24 protein-coding genes are annotated in these 22,623 nt (G+C 68.4%); 9 read left to right on the forward strand and 15 right to left on the reverse strand.

Annotated elements, in window-relative coordinates; genetic code table 11:
- From MLJ35_RS10035 to MLJ35_RS10050, 4 genes are all read right to left on the reverse strand, one after another.
- Positions 1–870, reverse strand: a complete 870-nt coding sequence (locus tag MLJ35_RS10035; RefSeq protein ID WP_243324797.1) for a MinD/ParA family protein — start codon at positions 868–870, stop codon at positions 1–3.
- 193 nt (positions 871–1,063) lie between these two features.
- A complete protein-coding gene (locus tag MLJ35_RS10040) occupies positions 1,064–1,435 on the reverse strand; it encodes a YraN family protein (protein ID WP_243384237.1) in 372 nt (123 codons plus the stop codon).
- The gene (locus tag MLJ35_RS10045) at positions 1,422–1,913 is read right to left on the reverse strand and encodes a GNAT family N-acetyltransferase (protein WP_243384238.1); all 492 of its coding nucleotides are present in this window, start codon (positions 1,911–1,913) and stop codon (positions 1,422–1,424) included. Before MLJ35_RS10045 ends, MLJ35_RS10040 begins: the two co-directional genes overlap by 14 nt.
- Before the next feature lie 4 nt (positions 1,914–1,917).
- Positions 1,918–2,487: a hypothetical protein gene (locus MLJ35_RS10050; RefSeq protein ID WP_243324791.1), complete on the reverse strand. Its 570-nt coding sequence runs from the start codon at positions 2,485–2,487 to the stop codon at positions 1,918–1,920.
- 57 nt (positions 2,488–2,544) lie between these two features.
- Here MLJ35_RS10050 and MLJ35_RS10055 point away from each other — a divergent pair, with 57 nt between their 5' ends.
- Positions 2,545–2,715, forward strand: coding sequence for a hypothetical protein (locus MLJ35_RS10055; protein ID WP_243384239.1), 171 nt, complete (start codon positions 2,545–2,547; stop codon positions 2,713–2,715).
- A 4-nt stretch (positions 2,716–2,719) separates the two neighbouring features.
- On the opposite strand, the gene MLJ35_RS10060 is transcribed toward MLJ35_RS10055, so the two are convergent.
- Both MLJ35_RS10060 and MLJ35_RS10065 read right to left on the reverse strand, forming a co-directional pair.
- Entirely contained in the window at positions 2,720–3,358 is a 639-nt protein-coding gene (locus MLJ35_RS10060) for a 3'-5' exonuclease (protein ID WP_243384240.1), read from the reverse strand.
- Positions 3,355–3,777 carry a hypothetical protein gene (locus tag MLJ35_RS10065; protein WP_243384241.1) on the reverse strand — a complete coding sequence of 141 codons (423 nt, stop codon included), beginning with the start codon at positions 3,775–3,777 and terminating at the stop codon, positions 3,355–3,357. The genes MLJ35_RS10060 and MLJ35_RS10065 overlap by 4 nt, the downstream gene beginning before the upstream one ends.
- Positions 3,778–4,002: 225 nt before the next feature.
- Between MLJ35_RS10065 and MLJ35_RS10070 the strand changes: the two genes are divergently transcribed.
- Positions 4,003–5,376, forward strand: coding sequence for a cytochrome c3 family protein (locus MLJ35_RS10070; protein ID WP_243384242.1), 1,374 nt, complete (start codon positions 4,003–4,005; stop codon positions 5,374–5,376).
- 52 nt (positions 5,377–5,428) lie between these two features.
- Here the strand turns inward: MLJ35_RS10070 and MLJ35_RS10075 are convergent, their stop codons facing one another.
- The gene (locus tag MLJ35_RS10075; protein ID WP_243384243.1) at positions 5,429–8,032 is read right to left on the reverse strand and encodes a valine--tRNA ligase; all 2,604 of its coding nucleotides are present in this window, start codon (positions 8,030–8,032) and stop codon (positions 5,429–5,431) included.
- A gap of 217 nt (positions 8,033–8,249) precedes the next feature.
- Here MLJ35_RS10075 and MLJ35_RS10080 point away from each other — a divergent pair, with 217 nt between their 5' ends.
- On the forward strand, positions 8,250–8,609 hold the full coding sequence (locus tag MLJ35_RS10080) for a cytochrome c3 family protein (RefSeq protein WP_243384244.1): 360 nt from the start codon (positions 8,250–8,252) through the stop codon (positions 8,607–8,609).
- 37 nt (positions 8,610–8,646) lie between these two features.
- On the forward strand, positions 8,647–9,366 hold the full coding sequence (locus tag MLJ35_RS10085; protein WP_243384245.1) for an efflux RND transporter periplasmic adaptor subunit: 720 nt from the start codon (positions 8,647–8,649) through the stop codon (positions 9,364–9,366).
- A gap of 25 nt (positions 9,367–9,391) precedes the next feature.
- Here MLJ35_RS10085 and MLJ35_RS10090 read toward each other — a convergent pair whose 3' ends face one another.
- The 5 genes from MLJ35_RS10090 to MLJ35_RS15980 form a co-directional block, all read right to left on the reverse strand.
- Complete coding sequence (locus MLJ35_RS10090) at positions 9,392–9,637, reverse strand: CDGSH iron-sulfur domain-containing protein (RefSeq protein ID WP_243324770.1); 246 nt, start codon at positions 9,635–9,637, stop codon at positions 9,392–9,394.
- Positions 9,638–9,702: 65 nt separating this feature from the next.
- Positions 9,703–10,362: a hemerythrin domain-containing protein gene (locus MLJ35_RS10095; protein WP_243384246.1), complete on the reverse strand. Its 660-nt coding sequence runs from the start codon at positions 10,360–10,362 to the stop codon at positions 9,703–9,705.
- Entirely contained in the window at positions 10,359–11,318 is a 960-nt protein-coding gene (gene bioB / locus MLJ35_RS10100) for a biotin synthase BioB (RefSeq protein WP_243384247.1), read from the reverse strand. The genes MLJ35_RS10095 and bioB overlap by 4 nt, the downstream gene beginning before the upstream one ends.
- A 41-nt stretch (positions 11,319–11,359) precedes the next feature.
- Positions 11,360–12,058 (reverse strand): response regulator, encoded by a 699-nt coding sequence (locus MLJ35_RS10105; RefSeq protein WP_243384248.1) that lies wholly within the window; start codon positions 12,056–12,058, stop codon positions 11,360–11,362.
- Complete coding sequence (locus MLJ35_RS15980; RefSeq protein ID WP_275976487.1) at positions 12,055–13,962, reverse strand: ATP-binding protein; 1,908 nt, start codon at positions 13,960–13,962, stop codon at positions 12,055–12,057. Before MLJ35_RS15980 ends, MLJ35_RS10105 begins: the two co-directional genes overlap by 4 nt.
- 138 nt (positions 13,963–14,100) lie before the next feature.
- On the opposite strand from MLJ35_RS15980, the gene MLJ35_RS10120 reads away from it, so the two are divergent.
- The 5 genes from MLJ35_RS10120 to MLJ35_RS10140 all read left to right on the forward strand — a co-directional run bounded on the left by MLJ35_RS10120 (position 14,101) and on the right by MLJ35_RS10140 (position 20,081).
- Positions 14,101–15,336, forward strand: a complete 1,236-nt coding sequence (locus MLJ35_RS10120; protein WP_420843037.1) for an ammonium transporter — start codon at positions 14,101–14,103, stop codon at positions 15,334–15,336.
- A gap of 82 nt (positions 15,337–15,418) precedes the next feature.
- Positions 15,419–16,579, forward strand: coding sequence for an outer membrane beta-barrel protein (locus tag MLJ35_RS10125; protein ID WP_243384250.1), 1,161 nt, complete (start codon positions 15,419–15,421; stop codon positions 16,577–16,579).
- A 158-nt stretch (positions 16,580–16,737) separates the two neighbouring features.
- Complete coding sequence (locus MLJ35_RS10130) at positions 16,738–18,864, forward strand: alpha-ketoacid dehydrogenase subunit alpha/beta (protein WP_243384251.1); 2,127 nt, start codon at positions 16,738–16,740, stop codon at positions 18,862–18,864.
- A 57-nt stretch (positions 18,865–18,921) separates the two neighbouring features.
- Positions 18,922–19,719, forward strand: coding sequence for a hypothetical protein (locus tag MLJ35_RS10135; protein ID WP_243384252.1), 798 nt, complete (start codon positions 18,922–18,924; stop codon positions 19,717–19,719).
- Positions 19,720–19,877: 158 nt separating this feature from the next.
- Positions 19,878–20,081, forward strand: coding sequence for a cold-shock protein (locus MLJ35_RS10140; RefSeq protein WP_243287678.1), 204 nt, complete (start codon positions 19,878–19,880; stop codon positions 20,079–20,081).
- 89 nt (positions 20,082–20,170) lie between these two features.
- Here the strand turns inward: MLJ35_RS10140 and MLJ35_RS10145 are convergent, their stop codons facing one another.
- From MLJ35_RS10145 to MLJ35_RS10155, 3 genes are all read right to left on the reverse strand, one after another.
- Positions 20,171–20,515 (reverse strand): hypothetical protein, encoded by a 345-nt coding sequence (locus MLJ35_RS10145; RefSeq protein ID WP_243384253.1) that lies wholly within the window; start codon positions 20,513–20,515, stop codon positions 20,171–20,173.
- Between the two features lie 95 nt (positions 20,516–20,610).
- Entirely contained in the window at positions 20,611–21,030 is a 420-nt protein-coding gene (locus MLJ35_RS10150; protein WP_243384254.1) for a hypothetical protein, read from the reverse strand.
- Between the two features lie 37 nt (positions 21,031–21,067).
- Positions 21,068–22,618, reverse strand: coding sequence for a DHA2 family efflux MFS transporter permease subunit (locus MLJ35_RS10155; protein WP_243384255.1), 1,551 nt, complete (start codon positions 22,616–22,618; stop codon positions 21,068–21,070).
- Between the last annotated feature and the right edge of the window lie 5 nt (positions 22,619–22,623).

The following is a 22,623-nucleotide window of genomic DNA, read 5'->3' on the forward strand; positions in this document are numbered from 1 at the left end:
CTAGGGTGCGTCACCGGGCGCGGGCAGCTTCCAGAATGCCGCAAAGTCCCCGACCTGCAAGGACGTTTGACTCAGCAGTTGCCGGACGATGACGCCGAAGGCCCGGGCGGCGGGGCAGTCCGGGAAGAGCTCCACCACACCTCGCTGCTGGCGCACCGCCTGGAGGATGTGGGGATCGTGGGGGATCATGCCCAGCACCTGGAGTCGCTTGCCCAGGAACCGTTCGGTGGCCTCCTGGAGCTGGTCGATGGTCTCCTGGGCCTCGTCGGCGCTGTGGCCGTTGTTCACCAGCAGCCACAGCGGCTTCGAAGGTTCGCGCAGGTGCAGCACCTTCACCATGGCGTAGGCGTCCACCAGGCTGGTGGGCTCGGGTGTGGCCACGAGGATGACCTCCTGGGCCGCCAGGAGCAGCTTGAGGACCGATTCGTGGATGCCGGCGGCCGTGTCGATCAGCAGCCAATCCACCGTCTCCGCCACCCGTTGGAGGCCCTGGACCAGGCGCAGCTCGCTCAAGGTGTCGAGGCGGGTCAGCTCCTGGAGGCCGCTGCCTGTGGGCAGAATCTGCACGCCCATCGGCCCCTGGACGAGGATCTCCTCCAGCACCTTCTCGCCGCGCAACACGTGTTCCAGCGTGTACTTAGGCGAGAGGCCCAGGAGGATGTCGAGGTTGGAGAGGCCGAAATTGGCATCCATGACCACCACCCGCTGGCCCTGCCGGGCCAAGGTCATGGCCAGGCCGGCAGTGACATTGCTTTTTCCCACTCCGCCCTTGCCGGAGGTGATGGCCACGACCCGGGCGGCGAACATGGGCGCCTCGCTGCCCTGGCCCAGAGGAAGGCTGCGGAGCCGGGGAACCGGGTGGTCGCTCATGCGGACGCCCCGGCCTGCTCCGGCGGGAGGCCGAAGGCGGCTGAGCCCGACCGACGGGCCGAGCGGGCCCGTGATGGAAGCAGACAGTCCTGGAAGGTCAACATACCGACACCCGGAGGGTGTGGGGCGAGGGTTGTGCCACGGGGACCGGGTCCCGGAGGCCGGTCGCCCGGAGCGCTGGTTCCGGGTGGCCTCAGGGCCGGAGCTTGAGGGCGTCCCAGCGCTCCGGCGGATGGAAGCGGCACCGCAGGCCGGCCCAGCTCACCCGCTGGAAGGTGACCTGCCCGGGCCAGGGCACCCGGTCGAGCCAGGCGCGGAAGGCCCGTTGGAGACGCAGGCGCTGCTCGGGCTCCAGGGCCGTGTCGGCGCCCACCCAGGCGCCGGGTCGCCGGGCCTTCACCTCCAGCAGGCGCAGCTCCGGCCCGCGGCTCAGGAGCAGGTCCAGCTCGTAGCGGCCGAGCTTCTGCCGCCAGGCCACCAGGTCCCATCCCCGGGCCCAGAGCAGCCAGAGCGTCAGCCGTTCGGCCCGAAGGCCAAGGCGCCAGGCCGCCTCACCGCGACGCACGGAGGAGGTCCAATGTGTAGAACACGGTATCCACGGGCATGCGAGGGAAGTCCGAGGGCAGTTCCTCCGGCTCCGTACGCTGGAACCCGTTGCGCTCATAGAAACGGTGGGCGGCCCCCATGTGGGGGAGGGTGCCCAGCCAGAGGCCCGGGATGGCGTGGTTCCTGGCGTGGTCGAGCAGGGTGTCCAGCAGGGCCTGGGCCAGCCCGCTGCCGCGATGATCCCTGCGGAGGAACATCTTCCGCAGGGCGCCTCCGCTTCCGAAATCGATGAGGCCGAGCGTTCCCACTACCTTGCCTTCCGCGAGGCCCACCCAGAATCCACCCCGGCCCGCCTGGTAGACCTCGGGGATCCGCGCCAGGTCCGGCTGGTCCCGGGCGGTGATGGGCACGCCGAACTCGATCTGCTGGATGGGGAGGATCAGGTCGAGCACCTGGTCCTCGAGGCCCGCCTGGAAAGCCTGGATCAGGAAGGGCATGGCGCTACTCGTCCCGCCGGGGCAGCAGCAGGCTGCGCTGGACGCGCTCGAGGTTGCCGTGGAGGCGCACGATCTTCCAGGCGAGGATCATGGCGTAGCCCAGCCAGACCCAGAGGATGCGCGGGTCCACAGGCGTGCGCTTGAGCACCTCCGTGCCCAGGTCCAGGCGCAGGCCCTGAAGGAACCAGGTGACCGCGCCGAAGGCGATGATGAGGTGCCCCCAACGGATCCAGAAGGGCCGCAGCCCCTCCTTCACTTTCCAGCGCAGGAGCAGCCAGCGGTCGAAGCGATCGCTCTTCTCCTCGGCGAAGTGCAGGGCCAGGAGCTGGTCCACGAGGGGCGCGTAGCGGTGCACCTTCAGCTCCTGGATCTCCTCTTCGCCGTTCAGCTTGCGGAGGAAGGCGCTGCGGATCTTCCCGATGCATTCCTCCCAGGGCGCCTCCTCGCGGTGGAGGGAGAGGTGCAAGCGCACCAGCCCCACCCAGAGCAGGGCCTGGGCCAGCAGCACGGCCCACAGGGACCAGCCCTGCCAGCCCTGGGTGCGGACGAGATCGAGGAAGCGGGTGAGATCCATGCGGGGAGTGTACCGCTATCCTTCGGGAGCCGGCCCGGGGGCCGGAGGGAGGCTCCCATGGCGGAGGATCTGAAGACGGCGTCGGCCTGGGCCAAGGATCTGGGCGTGCCCGAGAAGAAGCTCAAGGAGGCCTTCAAGGCCGCTGGCATCGCGCCCGACGCCAAGAAGGGGGCCTGCGCCTACTACGCCAAGGCCTCCGCCGAGAAGGCGAAGAAGATCATCCAGTAGCCCGTCAGACCTTGCTCCAGGCCACCTCGCCGGCCGTGAGGAAGGCCTCGCCGTCCATGCCCCGGTCCTCCGCGCGCTGCAGCAGGTGCTGGAGGACCTCGGCGGTGGCCTCGGCATCCTGCAGGGCGCGGTGGGCGCGCGTGTTGGTGATGCCCAGGAAGGCGCAGAGCTCGGCAAGGCTCCGGCGGGGCAGCTCGGGGATGAGCTTCTTGGCCAGCAGGCGCGTGCACACGAGGCGGTGGCGCCGCCAGATGCCCTCGGGCAGCCAGGCCTTGAGGAAGCTGCCGTCGTAGGGGGCGTGGTGGGCCACCCAGACACGGCCTTCCAGCCTCGGCGCCAGCTTCAGGGCCACCTGCTCCCAGGGGGGCGCGCCCGCCAGCATGGGCAGGCTGATGCCCGTGAGGCGCTGGATCTCCTCCGGCAGGAAGCCCTGGATGGCGGCCAGGCTGGAGAAGCGGTCCTCCACCACCGGGCCCGAGAGGCGCACCATGCCCACCTCGGTGATCTCCGAGGGCTGGATGAACCGCCCGTCCTTGCCCCAGCGGGCCTTGGGGCTCCCGCCCGTGGTCTCCAGGTCCAGCACCGCGAAGCGCAGCTCCCGCAGCGCGGGCGAGCTGGTCTCGAGGAGGGCATCCTGGGTCATGCGCTGACCAGGGTCTTCAGGCCGTCCTTGAAGAGTACGTCCACCTTGCGGCCCATGCGCCGCTGGACGCGCCCCAGGCCGAAGGCGGGATGGTCCATCCAGGCGCCCTCCTCCCAGCGTTCGGCTACCGAGTAGGGTCGGGCCTGGGCACCGCCCTGTTCGCGGGCCAGGGCCTCCTGGAACTGGGCCACGAGCGAGCCGGGCCGGGGCCCGCCGGCCTTGGCGGCCGCGGGAATCCGGGGGGCGCGGGGCAGGGGCTCAGGCTTGGCCGCGCGGAACTTGTGCACGGACCTGCAGTTTCCGCAGATGAGCTTGTCGGGCACGCCATTGGTCACGGTCAGGACCTGGTGGCGGGTCTCGCCGCCGCAGCGCCCGCAGGGGGCATCCACATCCTGGCCGGCGTAGTAGATCTTCGTCATGACACAAGACTAGCACTGGGGAAGCGGGACAGAACGAATGGGGCCGGGCCGGTAGGCCCAAGGTGCTAGGTCGGGTTCGGTAGTTGTAACTATATAATAATATGTGATTTAAGTCATATTGCGCAACCGTGACACAGGTCGTACCGTCGGTCATCCCGGCGTCCGCGGCTTTTCGTTTCCTGGGCGTCCATCCCCCTCACGCTCCACCTCTTCCTGGGAGGACCCATGACTCGGACTGCCTTCAAGACCCTCGCCGGCGCCGCGTCGGCCCTGGCGCTCGCAGGCCTCATCGCCGCCTGCGGCGGCTCGAAGCCGGACGCCCCGGCGACCTCCGCCGCGCCGACTCAAGAACAAAGGGCCCTGCCCAACCGGACCGGTTCCTCCGCCTACGTGGTGCTGGCCTGGAACGACCTCGGCATGCACTGTCTGAACCCCAGCTATGACGCCGCGGTGATCCTGCCCCCCTACAACACGGTGGTGGCCCAGGTGGTGAAGCGGGGCAACCCGCCCCAGCCCGTCACCTCCGGCGTCACGGTGAGCTACCGGATCCTCAACAACACCAAGTCCTCGACCAAGGGGAGCTTCGGGCAGTTCTGGACGAACATGCAGAAGCTGTTCGGCGTGTCCCTTCCCGCGGACAAGGGCCTCAACCTCGATGATCCGACCGTGAACAATGGCCTTTCCGGGACCATGCTGCCCAAGGGCGACCACTTCCTGGCCTCGGGCATTCCGCTGACGCCCATCGACGACAGGGGCGTGTGGAACCCCTATCAGGTGGGCGAGATCACCGTGAAGGACACCAGCGGCAAGGTGGTGGCCCAGACCACGACCACGGTTCCCACCTCGGATGAGATCAGCTGCTCGAAGTGCCACGGCAGCGACGCCCTGAATGAGGTGCTCCGGAAGCATGATGCGGCCCACGGCACTCAGCTCTTCGCGACCAAGCCCGTGCTGTGCGCCAGCTGCCACGGCAGTCCAGCCCTCGGCACGTCAGGACCGGGCTCTTCGGGGATGTACCTCTCGCAGGCCGTGCACGGCTTCCACGCCACCCGCGGCGCCGCCTGCTACGACTGCCATCCCGGCGCCACCACCAAGTGCAACCGGAGCCTGGCCCACACCGCGGCCGACGGGAACTGCACCACCTGCCACGGGGACATGGCCAACGTCGCGAACACCATCAAGAGTGGCGCCCGGGTGCCCTGGGCCAGCGAGCCCAAGTGCGCGACCTGCCACAGCGGCGTCGCCGAGGTGGATACGGGTTCCGCGCTCTACCGGAACGCGCGGGGCCATGGCAACCTCTACTGCTCCGCCTGCCACGGCAGCCCCCACGCGATGGTGCCCACCTCCCAGCCTTCGGATAACGCCCAGGCCATCCAGTACCAAGGCAAGGCCAAGGCCATCGCCAGCTGCGCTGCCTGCCACAGCTCCAACCGGGGAGGCGGCTTCAGCGAGTTCGCCCACAAGCACACCGCCGCAGGCGACAACCAGCCCTCCGCCTGCAACATCTGCCACACGGGATTCCAGGACGTCACCCAGCAGGCCAAGTGGCCCCACCAGTTCCAGTGGAAGGCACGCGGGGGCTCGGGCGGCGGCGACTGAGCCGGTCCCCGAAGCATGGCACCGCCCTCCAGTCCGGGGGGCGGTGTCCGTTTCAGCCCAGCAACGCCTTTACCTGGGCTAGTCGCTGTTCCTTCTCCTCGGCCTGGCCGCGTAGCTTGGCCACGGCGGGCTCAGGGGCCTTGGTGACGAAGCTCTCGTCGGCGAGGCGCGCCCGCAGGGGCTCCAGCTCCTTCTCCAGCTTGGCCAGCTCCTTCTCCAGCTTGGCCTTTTCGGCCGCGGGATCCTTGAGGCCCGCCAGCTCCAGGGCCACGGCGCCGCCGGCCACCACGGCCACGGCCCGGGTGGGCGAGGCCAGGTCGCCCTGCGTGAAGGTGACGGACTCCAGCCGGGCGATGGACTTCAGGGCATCACTGAAGGGAGCCAACTCGGGCAAGGAGCAGAAAGCCGCCACGCGCTTCGCGGGATCCACGCCCTGCTCGGCCTTGAGGCGCAGGAAGGCGGAGAGCACCTCCTGGAGGCGGGGGATGAGGGTGACGTCCCCGCCCTCCGTCTGGAGGAGGGCCTCACCGATGGGCCAGGGACGCTGGGCCAGCAGCTTCGGCTCTCCGGCAGGCAGGCGGTCCGTCATGACGGCCTCGTGGATCTCCTCCGTGAGGAAGGGCACGAAGGGGTGCAGGGCCCGCAGCAGGATGTCCAGGAAGTGGAGGATGGCCGCCTTCTGGGCCGTCGTGCCGCTCTGGAGCTGGACCTTGGCCAGCTCGATGTAGGTGGCGCAGAAGTCGTCGTAGACCAGGTGGTAGAGCCGTTCGGCCGCATCGTGGAACCGGAAGGTCTCGATGGATTCGGTCACGGCGCCGAGCTCCGTCTTCAGGCGCCCTGCCATCCAGAATTCGGCTTCGCCGAATTCTGGATCCGTCGCCAGCGTGACCTCCGCCCCGAGGTTCATCTGCACGAAGCGTGACGCGTTCCAGAGCTTGTTGCAGAAGTTCCTGGAGGCCTCCAGCCGCGCAGGGCTCATGGCGATGTCGGTGCCGGGCGCGGCCATGATGGTCAGGGCGAAGCGCAGGGCGTCGGTGCCGTACTCCTCCATGACCTCCAGCGGGTCGATGACGTTGCCCTTGGTCTTCGACATCTTCTGGCCGCTGGCGTCGCGCACCAGGCTGTTGAAGTAGACCTTTCGGAAGGGCACGTCGCCCATCCAGGTGAGGCCCGCCATGGCCATGCGGGCCACCCAGAAGAACAGGATGTCGTAGCCGGTGATGAGCACGCTGGTGGGGTAGTAGCGCTTCAGTTCCTCGGGTTCCTCGGGCCAGCCGAACACGCTGAAGGGCCAGAGCGCCGAGCTGAACCAGGTGTCCAGCGTGTCGGGATCCTGGATCAGTTCTCCCGCTCCGCAGGCCCGGCATGCGGAGGGCTGCTCCAACTCGACGTGAAGCTCCCCGCACGTGGCGCAGGTCCAGGCCGGGATGCGGTGCCCCCAGACGAGCTGGCGGCTGATGCACCAGTCCTGGATGTTGGTGAGCCAGTGCTCCCACACAGCGGTGTGATGTGAGGGCGTGAACTGGATGCGCCCGTCGCGGACAGCCTCCAGGGCCTTGGCGGCGGCGTCCTTCACGTCCATGAACCACTGTTCGCTGACCAGCGGCTCCAGCACGGCGCCGCTGCGGTCGCTGAGGCTGATCTTGTGGATGTAGTCCTCCACCTTCACGAGGTAGCCCTGCTCCTCGAGGTCCGCCACCACGCGCTTGCGGGCCTCGAACCGGTCAAGCCCCGCGTAGGCGCCAGCGGCGGCGGTCATCTTCGCGTCGAAGCCGATGATGGTGATGGAGTCGAGCTTCAGGCGCTGGCCCGCGGCGAAGTCGTTGGGGTCGTGGGCCGGCGTGACCTTCACGCAGCCGGTGCCGAAGGCCGGATCCACAAAGCTGTCGGCCACCACGGGGATCTGGCGGCCGGTGAGGGGGTGGTTCATAAGCTTGCCGATCATGCCCTGGTAGCGCTCGTCGTCCGGATGCACGGCCACGGCGGTGTCACCCAGCATGGTCTCGGGCCGCGTGGTGGCGACCACCACCTCGCCGCTGCCGTCCGCCAGGGGATAGCGCAGGTACCAGAGCTTGCCCTTCCGTTCCTCGTATTTCACTTCGAGATCGCTGAGGGCCGTCTGGAGGGCCGGATCCCACTGGATCATGCGGGGGCCGCGGTAGATGCGGCCGGCCCTGTAGCTCTCCACGAAGACCTTGCGCACGGCCTTGTTGAGGGCGGGGTCCAGGGTGAAGCGGTTGCGGGTCCAGTCCACGGAGCAGCCCAGGCGCTTGAGCTGGTGCTCGATGGCCCCCTGGTTCTTCTCCTTCCACTCCCAGATGCGCTGCTCGAAGGCGTCGCGGCCCAGCTTGTGGCGGTCCGTGCCCTCGGCCTTGAGCTGCCGCTCCACCATCATCTGCGTGGCGATGCCCGCGTGGTCCGTGCCGGGAACCCACAGCGCGTCGTAGCCCTGGGCCCGCTTGAAGCGCGTGAGCACGTCGTGCAGCGTGTTCACCAGGGCGTGGCCCATGTGCAGGTTGCCCGTGATGTTGGGCGGCGGGATGACGATGGACCAGGGCTCCTTGCCACTCTCCGGCGCCGCCTCGAAGGCGCGGGACTCCTCCCATACTTCGTACCAGCGCGTCTGCGCCGTCCTGAAATCGAATGCCTTGTCCATCTCACGCATTGCCATCTTTGCCTTGCCTTTCCCGGATCCAAACCGGCTTTGCCGATTTGGATCGATGTGAACGACTGCATTCCGAGCGGCCAGCCCAATGGATCAGTTTACCCGTGGGGACACTGGCCTTCCAGGCTGGGGGCCCAGGGGGAAAGCCCTTGAATGTAATGCGATATCATGGTCATCATTTGCATCGCGGCATGGATGAGGGGGCTACATGCGTCTTCTTCGGATGGGGATCCTGGGGCTGTCGGGGCTTCTGGCGGCCGGGATCGGCCTGGCCCAGGACCGGCCTCTGCCGGCCTCCCACGTGAAGGCCAAGCTCATCTGCCACGACTGCCATCAGAAGGAGAAGCCCACCACCGCGGCGGTACCGGACGAGGCCTGCATGGTCTGCCACGGGGACTATCCGGCCATGAAGGCCCTGACGAAGGACGCCAAGCCCAACCCCCATGCCCCTCCCCTGGCCTCGCCCCACGAGCCCTACCCCTGCACGGACTGCCACCGCCAGCACAAGGCGCCCGCGGTGAAGTGCCTGGAGTGCCACGAGGGGAAGTTCACCTTCAAGATCAAGTGACCCCCCCGGGCCCGCGGTTGCCGGTACCCTAGGAACCATGGGCCCGAGTATCCGCTTCCTGTCACTGCTCCTGTCCGGCCAGGTGGCGCTTTTCGCCGGAGGGTTGGCCCTGGAGGGCCAGGTGCTCCCCTATCGCCAGGTCGAGGTCAGCGCCCCGGTCTCGAGCCGAATCGTGGACATGCGCGTGAAGGAGGGGGAGACGGTGAAGGCCAGCCAGCCCCTGGCCCTGCTCTACGGGAAGCTGGAGGAGCTCGAGATGCAGCGGGCCAAGGCGCTGCTGGAGCGGCGGGAGTTCGAGGCCAAGGGCGCCAAGCGCCTCTACGACAGCAAGATCATTCCCGAGGCGCGCGCGCTGGAATCACGCATCGACCTGGAACTGGCGCGCCTTCAGTACGAAACGGCGGCCGAACAGGTGCGGCTCCGTACCATCGTGGCCCCCATGGACGGCATCGTGGTCGAGCGGTACCGCGACGAAGGCGAGGCGGTCTCCGGAGCCCAGCCCATGTTCCGCCTCATGGACCTGAGCCGCGTGGTGGTCCAGTGCGCCGTGAGCCCAAGCCTCCTTTCCGCCTTTCCGCCAGGCCAGAAGGTGAAGGTGCTCTTCACCGAGCCCGCCGCCGGAAGCGCCGAGGGGGAGGTCACCCTGGTCGACCCCTGCGCGGACGCCTCGGGGAGGGTCCGTGTGCGGGTCGTGGTGCCCAATCCCGAGGGGCGCTTCCGGGCGGGGCTCAAGGCTAAGGTGCTGGCCCCGGAGTGATCCGGCTGCTTTCGGGGGCCCGGGATCAGAGCTTCTTGTGGGTGCCGTCGCACATGGGCTTGGTGCCGCTGTGCTTGCAGCCGCAGAACCACTTTGTGCCCGTGATGTCGGCGGTGTAGGCCAGGGGCACGAACGGCCCGCCCTTGTGGGAACCGTCGCAGAACGGCTGCTTCTTGCTGTTGCCGCAGGCGCACCAGTGGTAGGTCTTGCCCGCTTCGACCTCCACCTGGAAGGGGCCCTTCTGGGCGATGTGGGGCGTGGGATCCGTCATGGCGAGCCTCCTGTCGGGGTGCCTGTGGATGGAAGACCACTATAGTCCCGTCGTCCAGACAGGATTCAATCGTCCCGGCGCTCCTCGGCCTCCTCCCACTCCAGCTCGGTCCACCACTCGTACTCGAGGCCCTCGCAGGTGACGCCGAAAGAGGGGCAGGCGACGCAGCCGTCGCCGCGGTGGACTTCGGCATCGTGCAGGGGCGGGTAGGTCGCGAGCAGGGCCAGGGCTCCCTCCCGCGCGGCGGCCTCGGCCCCGGTCATGGGACGGGAGGGCAGGTCCCGCACATGGAAGCGGCGCAGGCGCTCCTCGCCCTGGGGGTAGAGCACGGAGTTCTCGGCGTCGATGTGGCGCCACAAAGAGCGGCTGTAGTCCACGGCCAGCGCCTCCACCTGGCAACGATCCTCCTCGGCGGCCAAGTCGGAGCCCAGCAGGCCTTCCAGGCCATCCAGCAGGCCGGCCATGCGCCGGTGCTCGCCGGTGAGGGCCGCGATGGGGCCCCGGTGGGCGGGCAGCTCGGCCCGCTCCGCCAGTGCCTTGAACAGGACCTCCTCCTCCTTGTGGTGGTGGAAGTCCCCGGCGTAGCGCCGGAAGAAGGCCATGAAGCGCGCGCCGTCGGCCGGATCGCCCCCGCCCTCGAGCCGGACTTTCACGAAGGTGCGCAGGGAGCCCAGCACCTGCTCGATGAGGTCGTGTTCGGCGCGGAGGTCGTCGAGGAGCTTCATGATGCCGACAGCTTAACGGCGGCGCCCTCCACCCGCATGCCCAGGGCGTTCAGCAGCCAGTGGTCGTGGTTGCCGCCGGGGTTGGGCGTGGTGAGGAGCTTCTCGCCCGTGAAGATGCTGTTGGCGCCCGCGAAGAAGCAGAGGGCCTGCAGCTCGTCGCTCATCTGCGTGCGGCCGGCGCTGAGGCGGATGCGGCTCTTCGGGAAGAGGATGCGGGCGGTGGCGATCATGCGCACGAGCTCGAGCGGGGGCAGGGGATCCACGTCGGCCAGGGGCGTGCCGTCCACGGCCACGAACTGGTTGATGGGGATGCTCTCGGGCGCGGGCTCCAGCTCCGTCAGCTCCTGGAGGAAGTGGATGCGCTGATCGATGGTCTCGCCCATGCCCACGATGCCGCCGGAGCACACTTCCAGCCCCGCGGCACGCACGGCTTGAATGGTCTCCAGGCGCTCGTCGAACTTGCGGGTGTGGATGATGGTCTCGTAGAAGTCCCTGGAACTGTCGATGTTGTGGTTGTATACCTGGCAGCCGGCGGCCTTGAGGCGCGCCGCCTGGTCCGTGTTGAGCATGCCGAGGGTGACGCAGACTTCCATCCCCATGCCCGAGACCCCGCGCACCATGTCGAGCACGGCGTCGAAGTTGGCGTCGTCCTTCACCTCGCGCCAGGCGGCGCCCATGCAATACCGCGTCGAGCCGTTCGCCTTCGCTTCGGCGGCACCGGCCAGGACCTTCTCCACGTCCTTGAGCGGTTCGACCTTGAGCGCGGTCTGGTAGCGGGCGCTTTGGGGGCAGTAGGCGCAGTCCTCGGGGCAGGCGCCGGTCTTAATGGAATCCAGGGTGCAGAACTGGATCTCCTCGGCGTTCCAGTGCGCCCGGTGGGCCGTGGCCGCCCGATAGAGCAGCTCCGGCACCGGAAGGTCGTGGATGGCGCGGATCTCGGAAGGCGGCAGGGGCATGGATACACTCGCAAAGAGGCTGATTGTACCTGAGATGGAGATCAATCCCCGGGTGCGTCCAGATTCAGGCGATAGCCCACGTTGGGTTCGGTGATGAACCACCTGGGACGGGCTGGATCCGCCTCCAGCTTCCTGCGGAGGGTGGCCATGTAGATGCGCAGGTAGTGGGTGTTCCCCTGGCCGGCCGGTCCCCAGACCTCCGCCAGGAGCTGGCCGTGGGTGGCCACCTTGCCCTGGCGGCGAAGGAGGGCCGTCAGCAGTCGATATTCCAGGACAGTCAATCGGACGGGGCGGCCCTTCAGGCTGACTTCCCGCCGATCCAGGTCCACCCGGAGGCTCCCGAAGCAGACCACGGGTTCCGCCGCGTCGAGTTGAAGCGTGTGGCGGAGCGCCACCCGGAGGCGGGCCAGCAGCTCCGCGGCGCCGAACGGCTTGGCGAGGTAGTCGTCGGCCCCCAGGTCCAGGGCGCGCACCTTGTCCTGCTCCTGGGTGCGGGCGCTGAGGATCACGACCGGTTTCCTGAACCAGGACCGCAACTCTGCCAGCAGGGTCATCCCGTCCCGGTCCGGGAGCCCCAGGTCCAGCAGGATGAGGTCCGGGTTGTGGCTCCGGGCCATGGCCTGGCCCTCGGCCGCCGTGGCGGCGCTCAACACCTGGTAGCGCTGCCCGGCGAGGGTGGGCACCAGGAAACGGCGCAGGGCCGCTTCATCCTCGATGACCAGGATCACGGGCTGGTTCATGGGCTCTCCGCGGGCGCCGCGGGTGGCGGCCCGTCCACAGGCAATGCGACCAGGAACCGGGCGCCCCCGCCGGGCCGGTCGGAGGCCTGGATGGTGCCGCCATGGGCCTGGACGATGGCTCGGCAGATGGCCAGGCCCAGGCCGGCGCCGCCCTCCCCCGCGCCCGGCAGGCGGAAGAACTTGTCGAAGATCCGCTCCCGAAGGTGCTGGGGCACCCCGGGCCCGCGGTCCGCCACTTCCACCTTCACGAAGCCGGGGTCGCACCAGGCTCGGAGCTCCACCACGCCCCCCGGCGCGTGCCTCCGGGCATTGGACACCAGGTTGATGAGCACCTGCTCGAAGAGCGCCGCATCCAGGGGCACCAGCGGCAGGGATTCGGGGAGGTCCACCTGGATGGGGGGGTGGTCCTGGTGCGGCTCGAGGTGGCTGAGGGCGGACCCCACCACCTCCTCGAGTGGCTGCCACTCCTTGCGCGCGGTCAGGCTGCCGCCCTCCAGGCGGGTCAGCTCCAGAAGGTTGCCCAGCAGGCGGGCGAGACGCTCGCTCTCCTCCTGGATCATGGTGAGCAGGTCGCGTCGGGTGGCCTCCGGAAAGGCTCCCGGCAGGAGCAGGCTGCCGGCGGCCCCGTGGATGGCCGCCAGCGGCGTCCGCAGGTCATGGCCGATGGCTCCCAGGAGCGTGCTGCGCATGCGCTCCGTCTCCGTCTCCACCTGGGCCTTCTGCGCCTTCTCGAGCCACCGCACATGCTCCAGGGCCAGGGCGATCTGGACGGCGAACGCCTTCAGAAGCTCCCACGAAGTGGCGGGCAGTCCGTCCTCACCCCGCGGGGTGACCTGGAGGATGGCGTCCCGCGGATGGGTTCCGGCCAGGGCCAGGCAGCAAGTCCGGCCGAAGCAGAGCGGCTCCAGCGGATCCCCCAGCCGCGCGGCCGCCTCCAGCCGCGGCAGGAGCAGGTCCGGGGGAGGAAGCTCCGGGCTGGCCGGGCCGCCCTCCGGGTCCTCCCACCCGTGCGGCCCAGGGAAGCGCAGGGCCGCCTCCGCCTTGAACACCCTTCCCACATGAAGGGAGGCCATTTCGGCCACGGCCGCGGGGGTCTGGCATCGGGCCAGCGCTTGGCTCAGGAGGTAGAGGGAGGCGGTATGGACCTCCCGCCGATGGACTTCCCGGGCCTGCTGGCGCAGGCGGACCACCAGGCCCATCACGCCCTGGGCCGCGAGCAGCATGCCCAGAAAGAACAGCCGGCTCGGCCAGTCAGAGGGGGAACCGCTGAACCGGGGTGTCTCCAGCAGGAAGTTGTAGATGAGGGCGCTCATCACCGTGGCCAGGAGGGCGAGCCGCTGTCCCCAGCGGTGCGCGATGAACGTCACGGCCACCAGGTAGATGGGCAAGGCCAGGGCGATCCCTCCTTCCCGGGGCACCAGCCAGGCGAAGCCCGAGCTGGCGGCGAGAACGCTCAGGGCACCCAGCATGGCCCCGAAGCCCACCGGAGCCTCCTGCGAGGCACCCAAGTCCCTCCGGTCGTCCATGACCTCGATCTGGACATCCAGGCCCCGGCGCTGGAGCTCGTCGGCCGTGGCGTGCCCCAGGCGCGCCCAGGGCCACCGCTGGCGGGAGCGGCCCAGCAGCAGCACCTGGGCCCGCGTGCGGCGGGTCGCCTCGGCCAGTCCCTGGGCCAGGGTCGGGGCCTGCACCTCGAGCCGCTCCGCTCCCAGGCGCTGGGCTTCCTGGAACCAGACCTGCACCTGCTCCTCGTCTTCGGCCAGCTGAGCGCTGCCCCGGTCGACATGGACGGCGATCCAGGGCACGGCCCGCGCCTGGGCCAGGCGGAAGCCCGCCTGGATCAGGCGGAGCGCGCGCACCTCGGAACCGAGGGCCACGAGGATGGGCCGGAGCGGAGCAGCCATGGGGGTTCAGGGTAGATGAGGGGGGCGCATAAAAAGCTCGTAAAAACTGCGCGGGCCGAACCCCGTTCACAGGCGATCCTCCCCATACTTGCGCCGGTCCAGTCTAACCGGACGAGGAGGTTGTCTTATATGTCGCCCATGCCGCTCAACACGGGAAATACCGCGTTCATGCTGATCTGTTGCAGCCTGGTCATGCTCATGACGCCGGGCCTGGCCTTCTTCTATGGCGGCCTGGTGGGTCGGAAGAACACCCTCGCGATCATGATCCAGAGCTTCGTGAGCCTGGGCTGGACCACCGTCCTCTGGTTCGCCTTCGGGTACTCCATGTGCTTCGGCCCGAGCTGGCACGGCATCATCGGCCACCCCGGCTACTACGCCTTCCTGAAGCACGTGGACCTGGGCGCCATGTTCACCCTGGGCGGCAACGACGCGGGCATCCCCCTCATCGTGCACATCGCCTACCAGATGATGTTCGCCATCATCACCCCGGCCCTCATCACCGGCGCCTTCGCCAACCGGGTGACCTTCAAGGCCTACATGCTGTTCCTCACGGGCTGGCTGGTCTTCGTGTATTTCCCCTTCTGCCACATGATCTGGCATCCAGAGGGCCTGCTGGCCAAGTGGGGGGTGCTTGATTTCGCCGGGGGCATCGTGGTGCACAACACCGCGGGCATGGCCGCCCTCGCCTCCATCCTCTACATCGGCCGCCGCAAGGTGGTGGAGAACCTTCCCCACAGCGTGCCCCTGATCGCGCTGGGCACCGGCCTCCTGTGGTTCGGCTGGTACGGCTTCAATGCCGGCTCCGAGTTCCGGGTGGACAGCGTCACGGCTTCGGCCTTCCTGAACACGGACATCGCCGCCTCCTTCGCGGCGGCGACCTGGCTGTTCGTCGAGTGGATGAATGCCCGCCAGCCCAAGTTCGTGGGGCTGCTCACCGGCGCCGTGGCGGGCCTGGCCACGATCACCCCCGCGGCCGGCTTCGTCTCGCCCGCCACCAGCGCCCTCATCGGCGTCCTGGCCGGCGTCATCTGCTACTACGCCGTGGCCCTCAAGAACCGCCTGGGCTGGGATGACGCCCTCGATGTCTGGGGTGTCCACGGGGTGGGCGGGTTCATCGGCGTCATCTTCCTGGGGATCTTCGCCTCCAAGGCCTGGAACCCCGGAGGGACGGACGGCCTGCTCATGGGGAACCCCACCTTCTTCTTCAAGCAGTGCGGGGCGGTGGCGATCTCGTCGGTGTGGGCCTTCACCTTCACCTACGGGATGCTCTGGATCATCGACCGCATCACCCCCGTCCGCGTGACGCTGGTGGCCGAGGAGAAGGGCCTGGATGCCGAGCTGCAGGGCGAGGAAGCCTATCCCCAGGGGCTCTGATGGCCGTCTAGCCGCAGCAGGCATGGAGGGGGGGCCGGAATCGGCGCCCCCTCCCGGATTCATGGAGGTGTCCTTGCATCGCGTGTCGCGATCCCTACTCGCCCTCGGTCTGTGTGCAGGCCTGGGCGCCCAGACGGCCCCCACCGCCGGCCCGGCCGGCATCACCTGGCGCGGCTCGCTCTGGGCCTCGGCCGTGACCCAGGACCGGGACACGGCAGACGGCTCTCTGGCCTTCCGGCCCCTGGAGCAGGGCCAGAGCCAGCTGGCCCTGGACGGCCTCCTGCTTGGCGTGGATGCCAGTCTTGGCCACGGCTGGTCCGCCCGGGCGTCCCTGCTCACGGGGCACCTGGGGAAGGTGCTCCAGGCCTCGACCGGGGACACCGGAAGCGTGACACCGGTGGAGGCCATGCTGGTGTGGACCGGGTCACGGGACACCCTGAAGGTGGGCCGGATGATGACCTTCATCGGCATGGAGTTCCTGGATGGCACCCAGGACCTGACCGCCAGCCGGGGGCTGCTGTTCACCTATGCCGACCCCTTCGGCCAGGTGGGGATCAACTGGCACCACGCCTTCAGTCCCAGCTGGAGCTCGGACGCCTGGGTGTTCAACGGCGAGGACCGGACCCGGGACAACAACTCCGGCAAGACGGTGGGCCTGGGCCTCACCTACAACCACCTCGGATCGGCGGACGACTATCTGTCGCTGCAGGTCTACCGCGGTCCTGAGCAGGACGGACTCGGGGCCGCCCGGAACTCGGGCGCGGAAGGCCGGCTGCGGGAGCGGCTCTGCCTCATGGGGCAGTGGGTCTGGGGCCGCTCCACGGTTCAAGGCGAACTGTCCCTGGGCCGGGAATCCTTCCTCCAGGCGGACATCCTGGGTTCTCCCGGGCCCGTGAGGGCCACCTGGCGAGGGATGGGGCTCATCGCCAAGGTCGACCTGGGGCGGGGCAGGGACCTCGTCTTTCGGGGAGAACGCCTGGCGGATGACACCGGGGTGCGCCTGGCCCTGGACCCCTCCATCCGGGAGGCGCTCGGCCTGAACGGACCGACCCCGGCCCTGGGACGCGCCGGAGCGAACCTCGTCGCCCGGTCCTGGAGCATCGGCGTGGCCCAGAGGTTCGACCGGGCCTTCGTGCGGTTCGAGGTGCGGCGGGACAGCCTGAACCTCGGGCTGCAGGACGCCCAGGGCAAGAGTTTCCGGGACGGCCTGTCGGGCACCCTCAGCCTGGGGGGCTCGTTCTAGACCTTTCCGTCAAGAATTGATCTGCGGCGGTCTGTGTCATTGGTTCGATAACCTTTCATTTCAAGCCATGGTCTGTGAAACCTTGCGGGTTGGGAGAGGTCTGCCCGGTCTGCGTGATAGATTGGCCCAGGTACCGCCCCCTGGCGAGAGGAGTTCCTGTGGCCGACAGCTCCGTCCAGTCCGCGTTTGCCACCACCTTGTCCCGCGAACAGCGCGTCCGACTCTTCCGCACGATCTATGCGGCGCGCCGCATCGACGACAAGGAAATCACCGGCAAGCGCCAGAACAAGGTCTATTTCCAGATCAACGGTGTGGGCCACGAAGCCATCCAGGCCGCCGCCTCCATGGTGTTCAAGCCCGGCCACGACTGGTTCTTCTTCTATTACCGGGACCGCGCGCTGGCCTATGGGCTGGGCTATTCCGCCAAGGAGATGTTCCTGGGCTCGGTGGGTTCCGTGGAGGATCCCGCCAGCGGCGGCCGGCAGATGCCCAGCCATTGGGGGAACCAGCGGCTCAACATCTTCACGACTTCCAGCCCCACGGGCAGCCAGTTCCTCCAGGCGGTGGGCGCCGCGGAGGCGGTGCTCCGGGCCGAGCAGGGAGGTCTGCAAGAGGTTCTGGGCATCACCTCGGATCAGGTGGTCCTGGTGACCACCGGGGACGGCACCTGCAGCGAAGGCGAGTTCTGGGAGGCCGTCAGCAACGCCGTGAACCTGAAGGCGCCGGTGGTCTTCCTGGTGGAGGACAACGGCTACGCCATCAGCGTGCCCACCGAGGTGCAGTACCCCGGCGGCAACGTGGCGGCCCTCCTCAAGGGCTACGAGCCCCATGGCCTGCTGATCGTGGACGAGGTGGACGGCTGCGATCCCCTGGCCAGCTATCAGGCCATGAAGGCCGCGGCGGACCATGTCCGCGCCCGGAAGGGCCCCGCCCTGGTGCGCGCGAGGGTGATTCGCCCGTACAGCCACTCGCTGTCCGATGACGAGCAGCTCTACAAATCGAAGAGCCAGCGGGAGGCGGAGGCCCTGCGGGACCCCGTGGCCCTCTACGCCCATCAGCTGGTGGCCTGGGGGGACATCAGCCCCGAGCAGCTCCAGATGCTGAAGGAGGAGGTCCAGGCGGAGATCGACGCGGCCTGGGAGGAGGCGGACGCGGCCCCGAAACCCGAATCCGGCAGCTTCTATCGGCACCTCTATAGCGAGGAGGTGGATCCCACCTCGGCGGCCTTCGACACGGAGCAGGCGGCGGGCGACCAGACCACGGGCGCCAAGACCATGATCGATCTCGTCAACGCCACGCTGAAGCACGAGATGGCCCGCGATCCGCGCATCCTCGTCTTCGGCGAGGACGTGGCGGACGCCAGCCGGACTGAGATCCTCGGCGAAGTGAAGGGCAAGGGCGGCGTCTTCAAGGCCACTCATGGCCTCCAGAAGCAGTTCGGCAGCCACCGCGTGTACAACTCGCCCCTGGCGGAGGCCACCATCATCGGCCGCGCCATCGGCCTGGCGGTCCGGGGCTTCAAGCCGGTGGTGGAGATCCAGTTCTTCGACTACATCTGGCCCGCCATGCAGCAATTGCGCGACGAGCTGGCCACCATCCGGTGGCGCTCCAACGGGGCCTTCAAGGCACCCGTGGTGGTGCGCGTGCCCATCGCCGGCTACCTCATGGGCGGCGCCACGTACCACAGCCAGTGCGGCGAGAGCACCTTCACGCACATCCCTGGTCTGCGCGTGGTGTGCCCCAGCCGGGCCCTGGACGCGGCGGGCCTGCTGCGCACGGCCATCCGCTGCGAAGACCCCGTGCTCTTCCTGGAGCCCAAGCACCTCTACCGGCAGACCCACAACAAGGGCAACGATCCGGGCCCCGACTTCATGATTCCCTTCGGCAAGGCCCGGATCGTGCGCGAAGGCACCAGTCTCTCCGTCATCACCTTCGGCAACACCGTGCACCGCGCGGTCCAGGCCGCCCGGGAGGCCGAGAAGGAAGGCATCTCCGTCGAGATCATCGACCTCCGCACTCTCAATCCCTACGACTGGGAAGCCATCGAGCAGACTGTGAAGAAGACGCACCGGGTCCTCGTGGCCCACGAAGACACCCTCAGCTGGGGCTACGGCGCCGAGATCGCCGCCCGCATCGCCGACGAGCTCTTCTTCCACCTGGACGCCCCCGTCCGCCGCCTGGCCGCCAAGGACACCTGGGTGGCCTACCATCCGTCCCTGGAGGACGAGATCCTCCCCCAGCCCAAGGATTTTCTCGAAGCCTTCCGGAAGCTAGCGGCCGTCTGAATTTCTCGAGGGCCTGGACCGCCAGGGCGTTAGGATGGGCCCCCCGCTGGAGGTGTCATGCGCGTTCTGCCCCTTCCCTTTTTCCTATGCGCCACTGCCGCCTTCGCCCAGCTGGGCGCGCCGAACGCCGCCTCCTCGGGCTTCATACCGACCTGGAGCGTAGGCATGCAGACCTACGGCCCCACCCTTTCCGGCCACTTCCAGGGCGTCCAGGATGGCCAGCCCATCGCGGTGGACCTGGATTCGGACCTGGGGCTGGGCAAGGACAAGAGCACACCGGGCTTCTTCGTGGACTACGAGGGGCCCCGGTTCGGCCTCCAGGTGTCCAGCGGCAGCGCCGAATACCGAGGCGACCGGATCGTCTACCGCCCGGTCACGGTGGGGGGCGCCACCTACATCACGGGTACTCGGGTCCTGTCGCACCTGAAGCTGGGCACCGTGGATGGAGTCTGGACCATCAAGTTCGTCCGCGACACCGACACCTGGCTGGGCTTCGATCTGGGTGTGCAGGCATGGACTGTGGATCTGGACACCACCAGCGATCCGACGATCGGGACACCAACCGCCGCCAGCACCCGGATCAAGGCCTCCATCCCCCAGGTCGGACTTTCCGGCGGATCCCGCGGGTTCAACGGGGCCCTGGAGGCCAAGGCCTACATCCACTACCTGGGTTACAGGAGCGCCAAGTACACCCTCTATGGACTGGATTTGCGGGCCTTCCCCACGAGCTGGTTCGGGCTCCGCGCCTTCTATGAACGCGGCAAGTTCGAGGTGCCCAGGGGATCTATCCAGGACGACCTGGACCTTCAGGTCGACCGGAAAGGGGTCGGCCTGGGAGCCGTGATCCGATTCTGAATGAGACACCCCCCGCAGAAAAAAGCGGTGGACGGCGGCAATCCTGTCATGCTGTTTTGCGTGACCCGCCAGGGGCGGAATTCACATCAACGCAATGACGGCCTTGTCTGGGGAAAGTCATCGCTACATCATCACCAGACGTTCTGCAGGAAACAGTTATGGCTCAAGGCACCGTCAAGTGGTTCAACGCCGAGAAGGGCTTCGGCTTCATCACCCCCGATGAGGGCGGCGCTGATCTCTTCGTCCACCACACCGCCATCCAGGGCGGCGGCTTCCGCACGCTGGACGAAAATCAGCGCGTCAGCTTCGAAGTCGCCCAGGGCCAGAAGGGCCCCCAGGCGACCAACGTCCAGAAGCTCTAGTCCTTCTACCGTTCAACTGAAAAGGCGGCCCATCGGGCCGCCTTTTCTCATTCAGGTTCCCGTCCGGCGCCGCCGGCCAGGGCTGTCGGTCAGTGGTGCCCGTGCTCGTCCATGACCGTGGGCTTGCCGATGAACTCGGCCTTGCGGCCCAGGAAGACCACCCAGAAGGCGAATAGGATCAGCACGCCGAGGCCCAGGTAGAACAGAGGCTGGCGGAGGGCCACCAGGCCGGTCCAGTTGAAGCTCGCGAGGCCGACCAGCGTGCCCAGGAGGCCTGTGCCGAGGAGCAGGATGCCCCACCGGGCGGAGGCCACGGGGGCCTGGCCCACCTCCTCGGGAACGGTCCCGAGGGGGTTCTTCACCTCGCCGGCCACGTGGGTGCCCTGGAAGAGGAGGATGGCGAACAGGATGAAATAGAAGACCAGGAAGAGCATGTGCGTACCTCGTCTTTCTTCCTATCATGATTTCCCGGCCCCCGGGCGGAATTCGGTGCATGGGTCACAACCTGCGCGGGCTGCTCCCATGGCCTTCAGCCTTCGTCCAGGATGGTCCGGCCGGCCCGGATGGCCGCCTCCTTCTGGCTCAGCCACTGGTGTTCGCGCTGGTTGAGCCGCAGGTAGACCGTCAGGCCCATCCCGGCCAGTAGCAGGAAGAGGAATGCCAGGCCCAGCAGGATGGCCGCGGCCTCCCTCGGCGCGCCGGGCCAGAGGGTGGGAACACCGGTGGTCCCGGCCAGGCAGGCCAGGCCGAGGATCGTGGCCTGGATCGCCCGCAGGCGCCAGGGGCGGATCCGCTTCTCGACGGCGACCCGGGAGAGATCCTGGACGAAGTCGATCTGCTCGTCAGGGTTGGGGGACCCGTGGGCCGCCTCGAGCTCGAGTTTGGCCAGCGAGAGGGCGAGTTCTCCCGAGGCATCGTCCAGCCGCGCGGTCCGGCTCCGGATGGTCATGGTGGGGCTCCTTTCGATGAGAAGTGGAGGACCGGCCTCAGTGCAGGGAGAGGCCGCCTCCTTGGGGATTGCGAAGGGTCAGGACGAAGGGGAGGGCCAGGAGGAAGACCACGACGAGGAAGCCGAAGACGTCCACGAAGCTCATGAGGAAGGACTGGCGCGTCACCTCGGCGCCGATGAGGCCCTGGCTGAGGCTCCGCACGGACACGGGATCCAGGCCCGCCCGGGGGAAGAGCCCCTGGTTGAGGCTCACGTAGCTGGCCTGGAGCGTCCCGTTGAACGGGGTGATGTGCTCGGCGAGCCGCGCGTGGTGGAACTGGGCGCGCTGGGCCAGGAGCGTGCTGGCCACGGCGATCCCGACGCTGCCGCCCTCGTTCCGCATGAGGTTGAACATGCCCGAGGCCGTGCCCACGAGCGCCGGCGGGATGCGCTGCACCGCCGCCGTGGCGACGGGAACGAATACGAAGCCCAGCCCCAGCCCGTGGAAGATCCAGGCGGTCACGAGGTAGGCCATCCCGGTCTGCAGGTTCACGTGCGTCAGCAGCCAGGCGGAGTAGGCCAGGGAGGCCACCCCCGCGGCCACGATGAGGCGCACGTCCACCTTCCCCATGGCCAGGCCGACGGCCACCATGGCCACCACGGAGGCCACGCCGCCGGGACTCAGCAGGAGGCCCGCCCAGGTGGGCGTGAAGCCCAGCAGGTTCTGCACGAACAGCGGCAGCAGGATGAATGCCGCGTAGAGGCCGAGGCTGACGAGGAAGATGATGGCCATGCCGCCGGCGAACTCCGGCAGCCGGAACATGCGCAGGTCCACCAGCGGATGCTCGGCGGTGAGGGAGCGCCAGATGAAGAGCGTGATCCCCAGGGCGGCGAGGCCCGCGCAGACCTTCATGGCGTTCGACGCGAACCAGTCCAGGCGCTCGCCGCGGCTGAGGAAGAGCTCCAGGCAGCCCAGCCCCACGGCCACGAAGATCAGGCTCCAGTAGTCCACCGCGCCCTCGGGCCGCCGGAGGTAGTCCGGGTCCTCCACGAAGGTGAAGGCCAGGTAGTACGCCACGACGCCCACGGGAATGTTGATCCAGAAGATCCAGGGCCAGGTCCAGTTGTCCGTGATCCAGCCGCCCACCAGGGGCCCGAGGATGGGGCCGAAGATCACGCCGATCCCGAAGAGCGCCGAGGCCATGCCGTGCTCCTCCTGGGGGAAGGCCTCCAGCGTGATGGCCTGGGACATGGGCACCATGGCGCCCCCCGCGAGCCCCTGGACCACCCGCATGAGGATCAGCCACGTCAGGCTGGGCGCCGCGCCGGCCCCGAGGCTCGCCAGCGTGAAGATGGCCAGGCAAAGCAGGTAGAGGCGCTTGCGGCCGAAGGCGGCGCCCAGCCAGCCCGTGATGGGCAGGATGATGGCGTTGGCCACGAGGTAGCTGGTGATGACCCAGGTGATCTCGTCCGTGCCCGCGGCGAAGGTGCCCTTCATGTGCGGCAGCGCCACATTGGCCACGGAGGTGTCCAGCACCTCCATGAAGGTGCCCAGCATGGTCGTCAGGGCGACGATCCACTTGTGGGCGGTTCCCCGCGGCGTGTCCATGGCGG

The sequence above is a fragment of the Geothrix alkalitolerans genome, assembly GCF_022808885.1.
Taxonomy (GTDB): domain Bacteria; phylum Acidobacteriota; class Holophagae; order Holophagales; family Holophagaceae; genus Geothrix; species Geothrix alkalitolerans.

Bases quoted from the DNA above. Each gene is read 5' to 3' on its own strand.
- MLJ35_RS10135 (WP_243384252.1), top strand. From the start codon at position 18,922: ATGCGCGTTCTGCCCCTTCCCTTTTTCCTATGCGCCACTGCCGCCTTC.
- MLJ35_RS10050 (WP_243324791.1), bottom strand. From the start codon at position 2,487: ATGGATCTCACCCGCTTCCTCGATCTCGTCCGCACCCAGGGCTGGCAG.
- MLJ35_RS10120 (WP_420843037.1), top strand. From the start codon at position 14,101: ATGCCGCTCAACACGGGAAATACCGCGTTCATGCTGATCTGTTGCAGC.
- MLJ35_RS10085 (WP_243384245.1), top strand. From the start codon at position 8,647: ATGGGCCCGAGTATCCGCTTCCTGTCACTGCTCCTGTCCGGCCAGGTG.
- MLJ35_RS15980 (WP_275976487.1), bottom strand. From the start codon at position 13,962: ATGGCTGCTCCGCTCCGGCCCATCCTCGTGGCCCTCGGTTCCGAGGTG.
- MLJ35_RS10060 (WP_243384240.1), bottom strand. From the start codon at position 3,358: ATGACCCAGGATGCCCTCCTCGAGACCAGCTCGCCCGCGCTGCGGGAG.
- MLJ35_RS10105 (WP_243384248.1), bottom strand. From the start codon at position 12,058: ATGAACCAGCCCGTGATCCTGGTCATCGAGGATGAAGCGGCCCTGCGC.
- MLJ35_RS10145 (WP_243384253.1), bottom strand. From the start codon at position 20,515: ATGCTCTTCCTGGTCTTCTATTTCATCCTGTTCGCCATCCTCCTCTTC.
- MLJ35_RS10090 (WP_243324770.1), bottom strand. From the start codon at position 9,637: ATGACGGATCCCACGCCCCACATCGCCCAGAAGGGCCCCTTCCAGGTG.
- MLJ35_RS10155 (WP_243384255.1), bottom strand. From the start codon at position 22,618: ATGGACACGCCGCGGGGAACCGCCCACAAGTGGATCGTCGCCCTGACG.
- MLJ35_RS10065 (WP_243384241.1), bottom strand. From the start codon at position 3,777: ATGACGAAGATCTACTACGCCGGCCAGGATGTGGATGCCCCCTGCGGG.
- MLJ35_RS10055 (WP_243384239.1), top strand. From the start codon at position 2,545: ATGGCGGAGGATCTGAAGACGGCGTCGGCCTGGGCCAAGGATCTGGGC.
- bioB (WP_243384247.1), bottom strand. From the start codon at position 11,318: ATGCCCCTGCCGCCTTCCGAGATCCGCGCCATCCACGACCTTCCGGTG.
- MLJ35_RS10095 (WP_243384246.1), bottom strand. From the start codon at position 10,362: ATGAAGCTCCTCGACGACCTCCGCGCCGAACACGACCTCATCGAGCAG.
- MLJ35_RS10035 (WP_243324797.1), bottom strand. From the start codon at position 870: ATGAGCGACCACCCGGTTCCCCGGCTCCGCAGCCTTCCTCTGGGCCAG.
- MLJ35_RS10080 (WP_243384244.1), top strand. From the start codon at position 8,250: ATGCGTCTTCTTCGGATGGGGATCCTGGGGCTGTCGGGGCTTCTGGCG.
- MLJ35_RS10070 (WP_243384242.1), top strand. From the start codon at position 4,003: ATGACTCGGACTGCCTTCAAGACCCTCGCCGGCGCCGCGTCGGCCCTG.
- MLJ35_RS10140 (WP_243287678.1), top strand. From the start codon at position 19,878: ATGGCTCAAGGCACCGTCAAGTGGTTCAACGCCGAGAAGGGCTTCGGC.
- MLJ35_RS10150 (WP_243384254.1), bottom strand. From the start codon at position 21,030: ATGACCATCCGGAGCCGGACCGCGCGGCTGGACGATGCCTCGGGAGAA.
- MLJ35_RS10045 (WP_243384238.1), bottom strand. From the start codon at position 1,913: ATGCCCTTCCTGATCCAGGCTTTCCAGGCGGGCCTCGAGGACCAGGTG.
- MLJ35_RS10075 (WP_243384243.1), bottom strand. From the start codon at position 8,032: ATGGACAAGGCATTCGATTTCAGGACGGCGCAGACGCGCTGGTACGAA.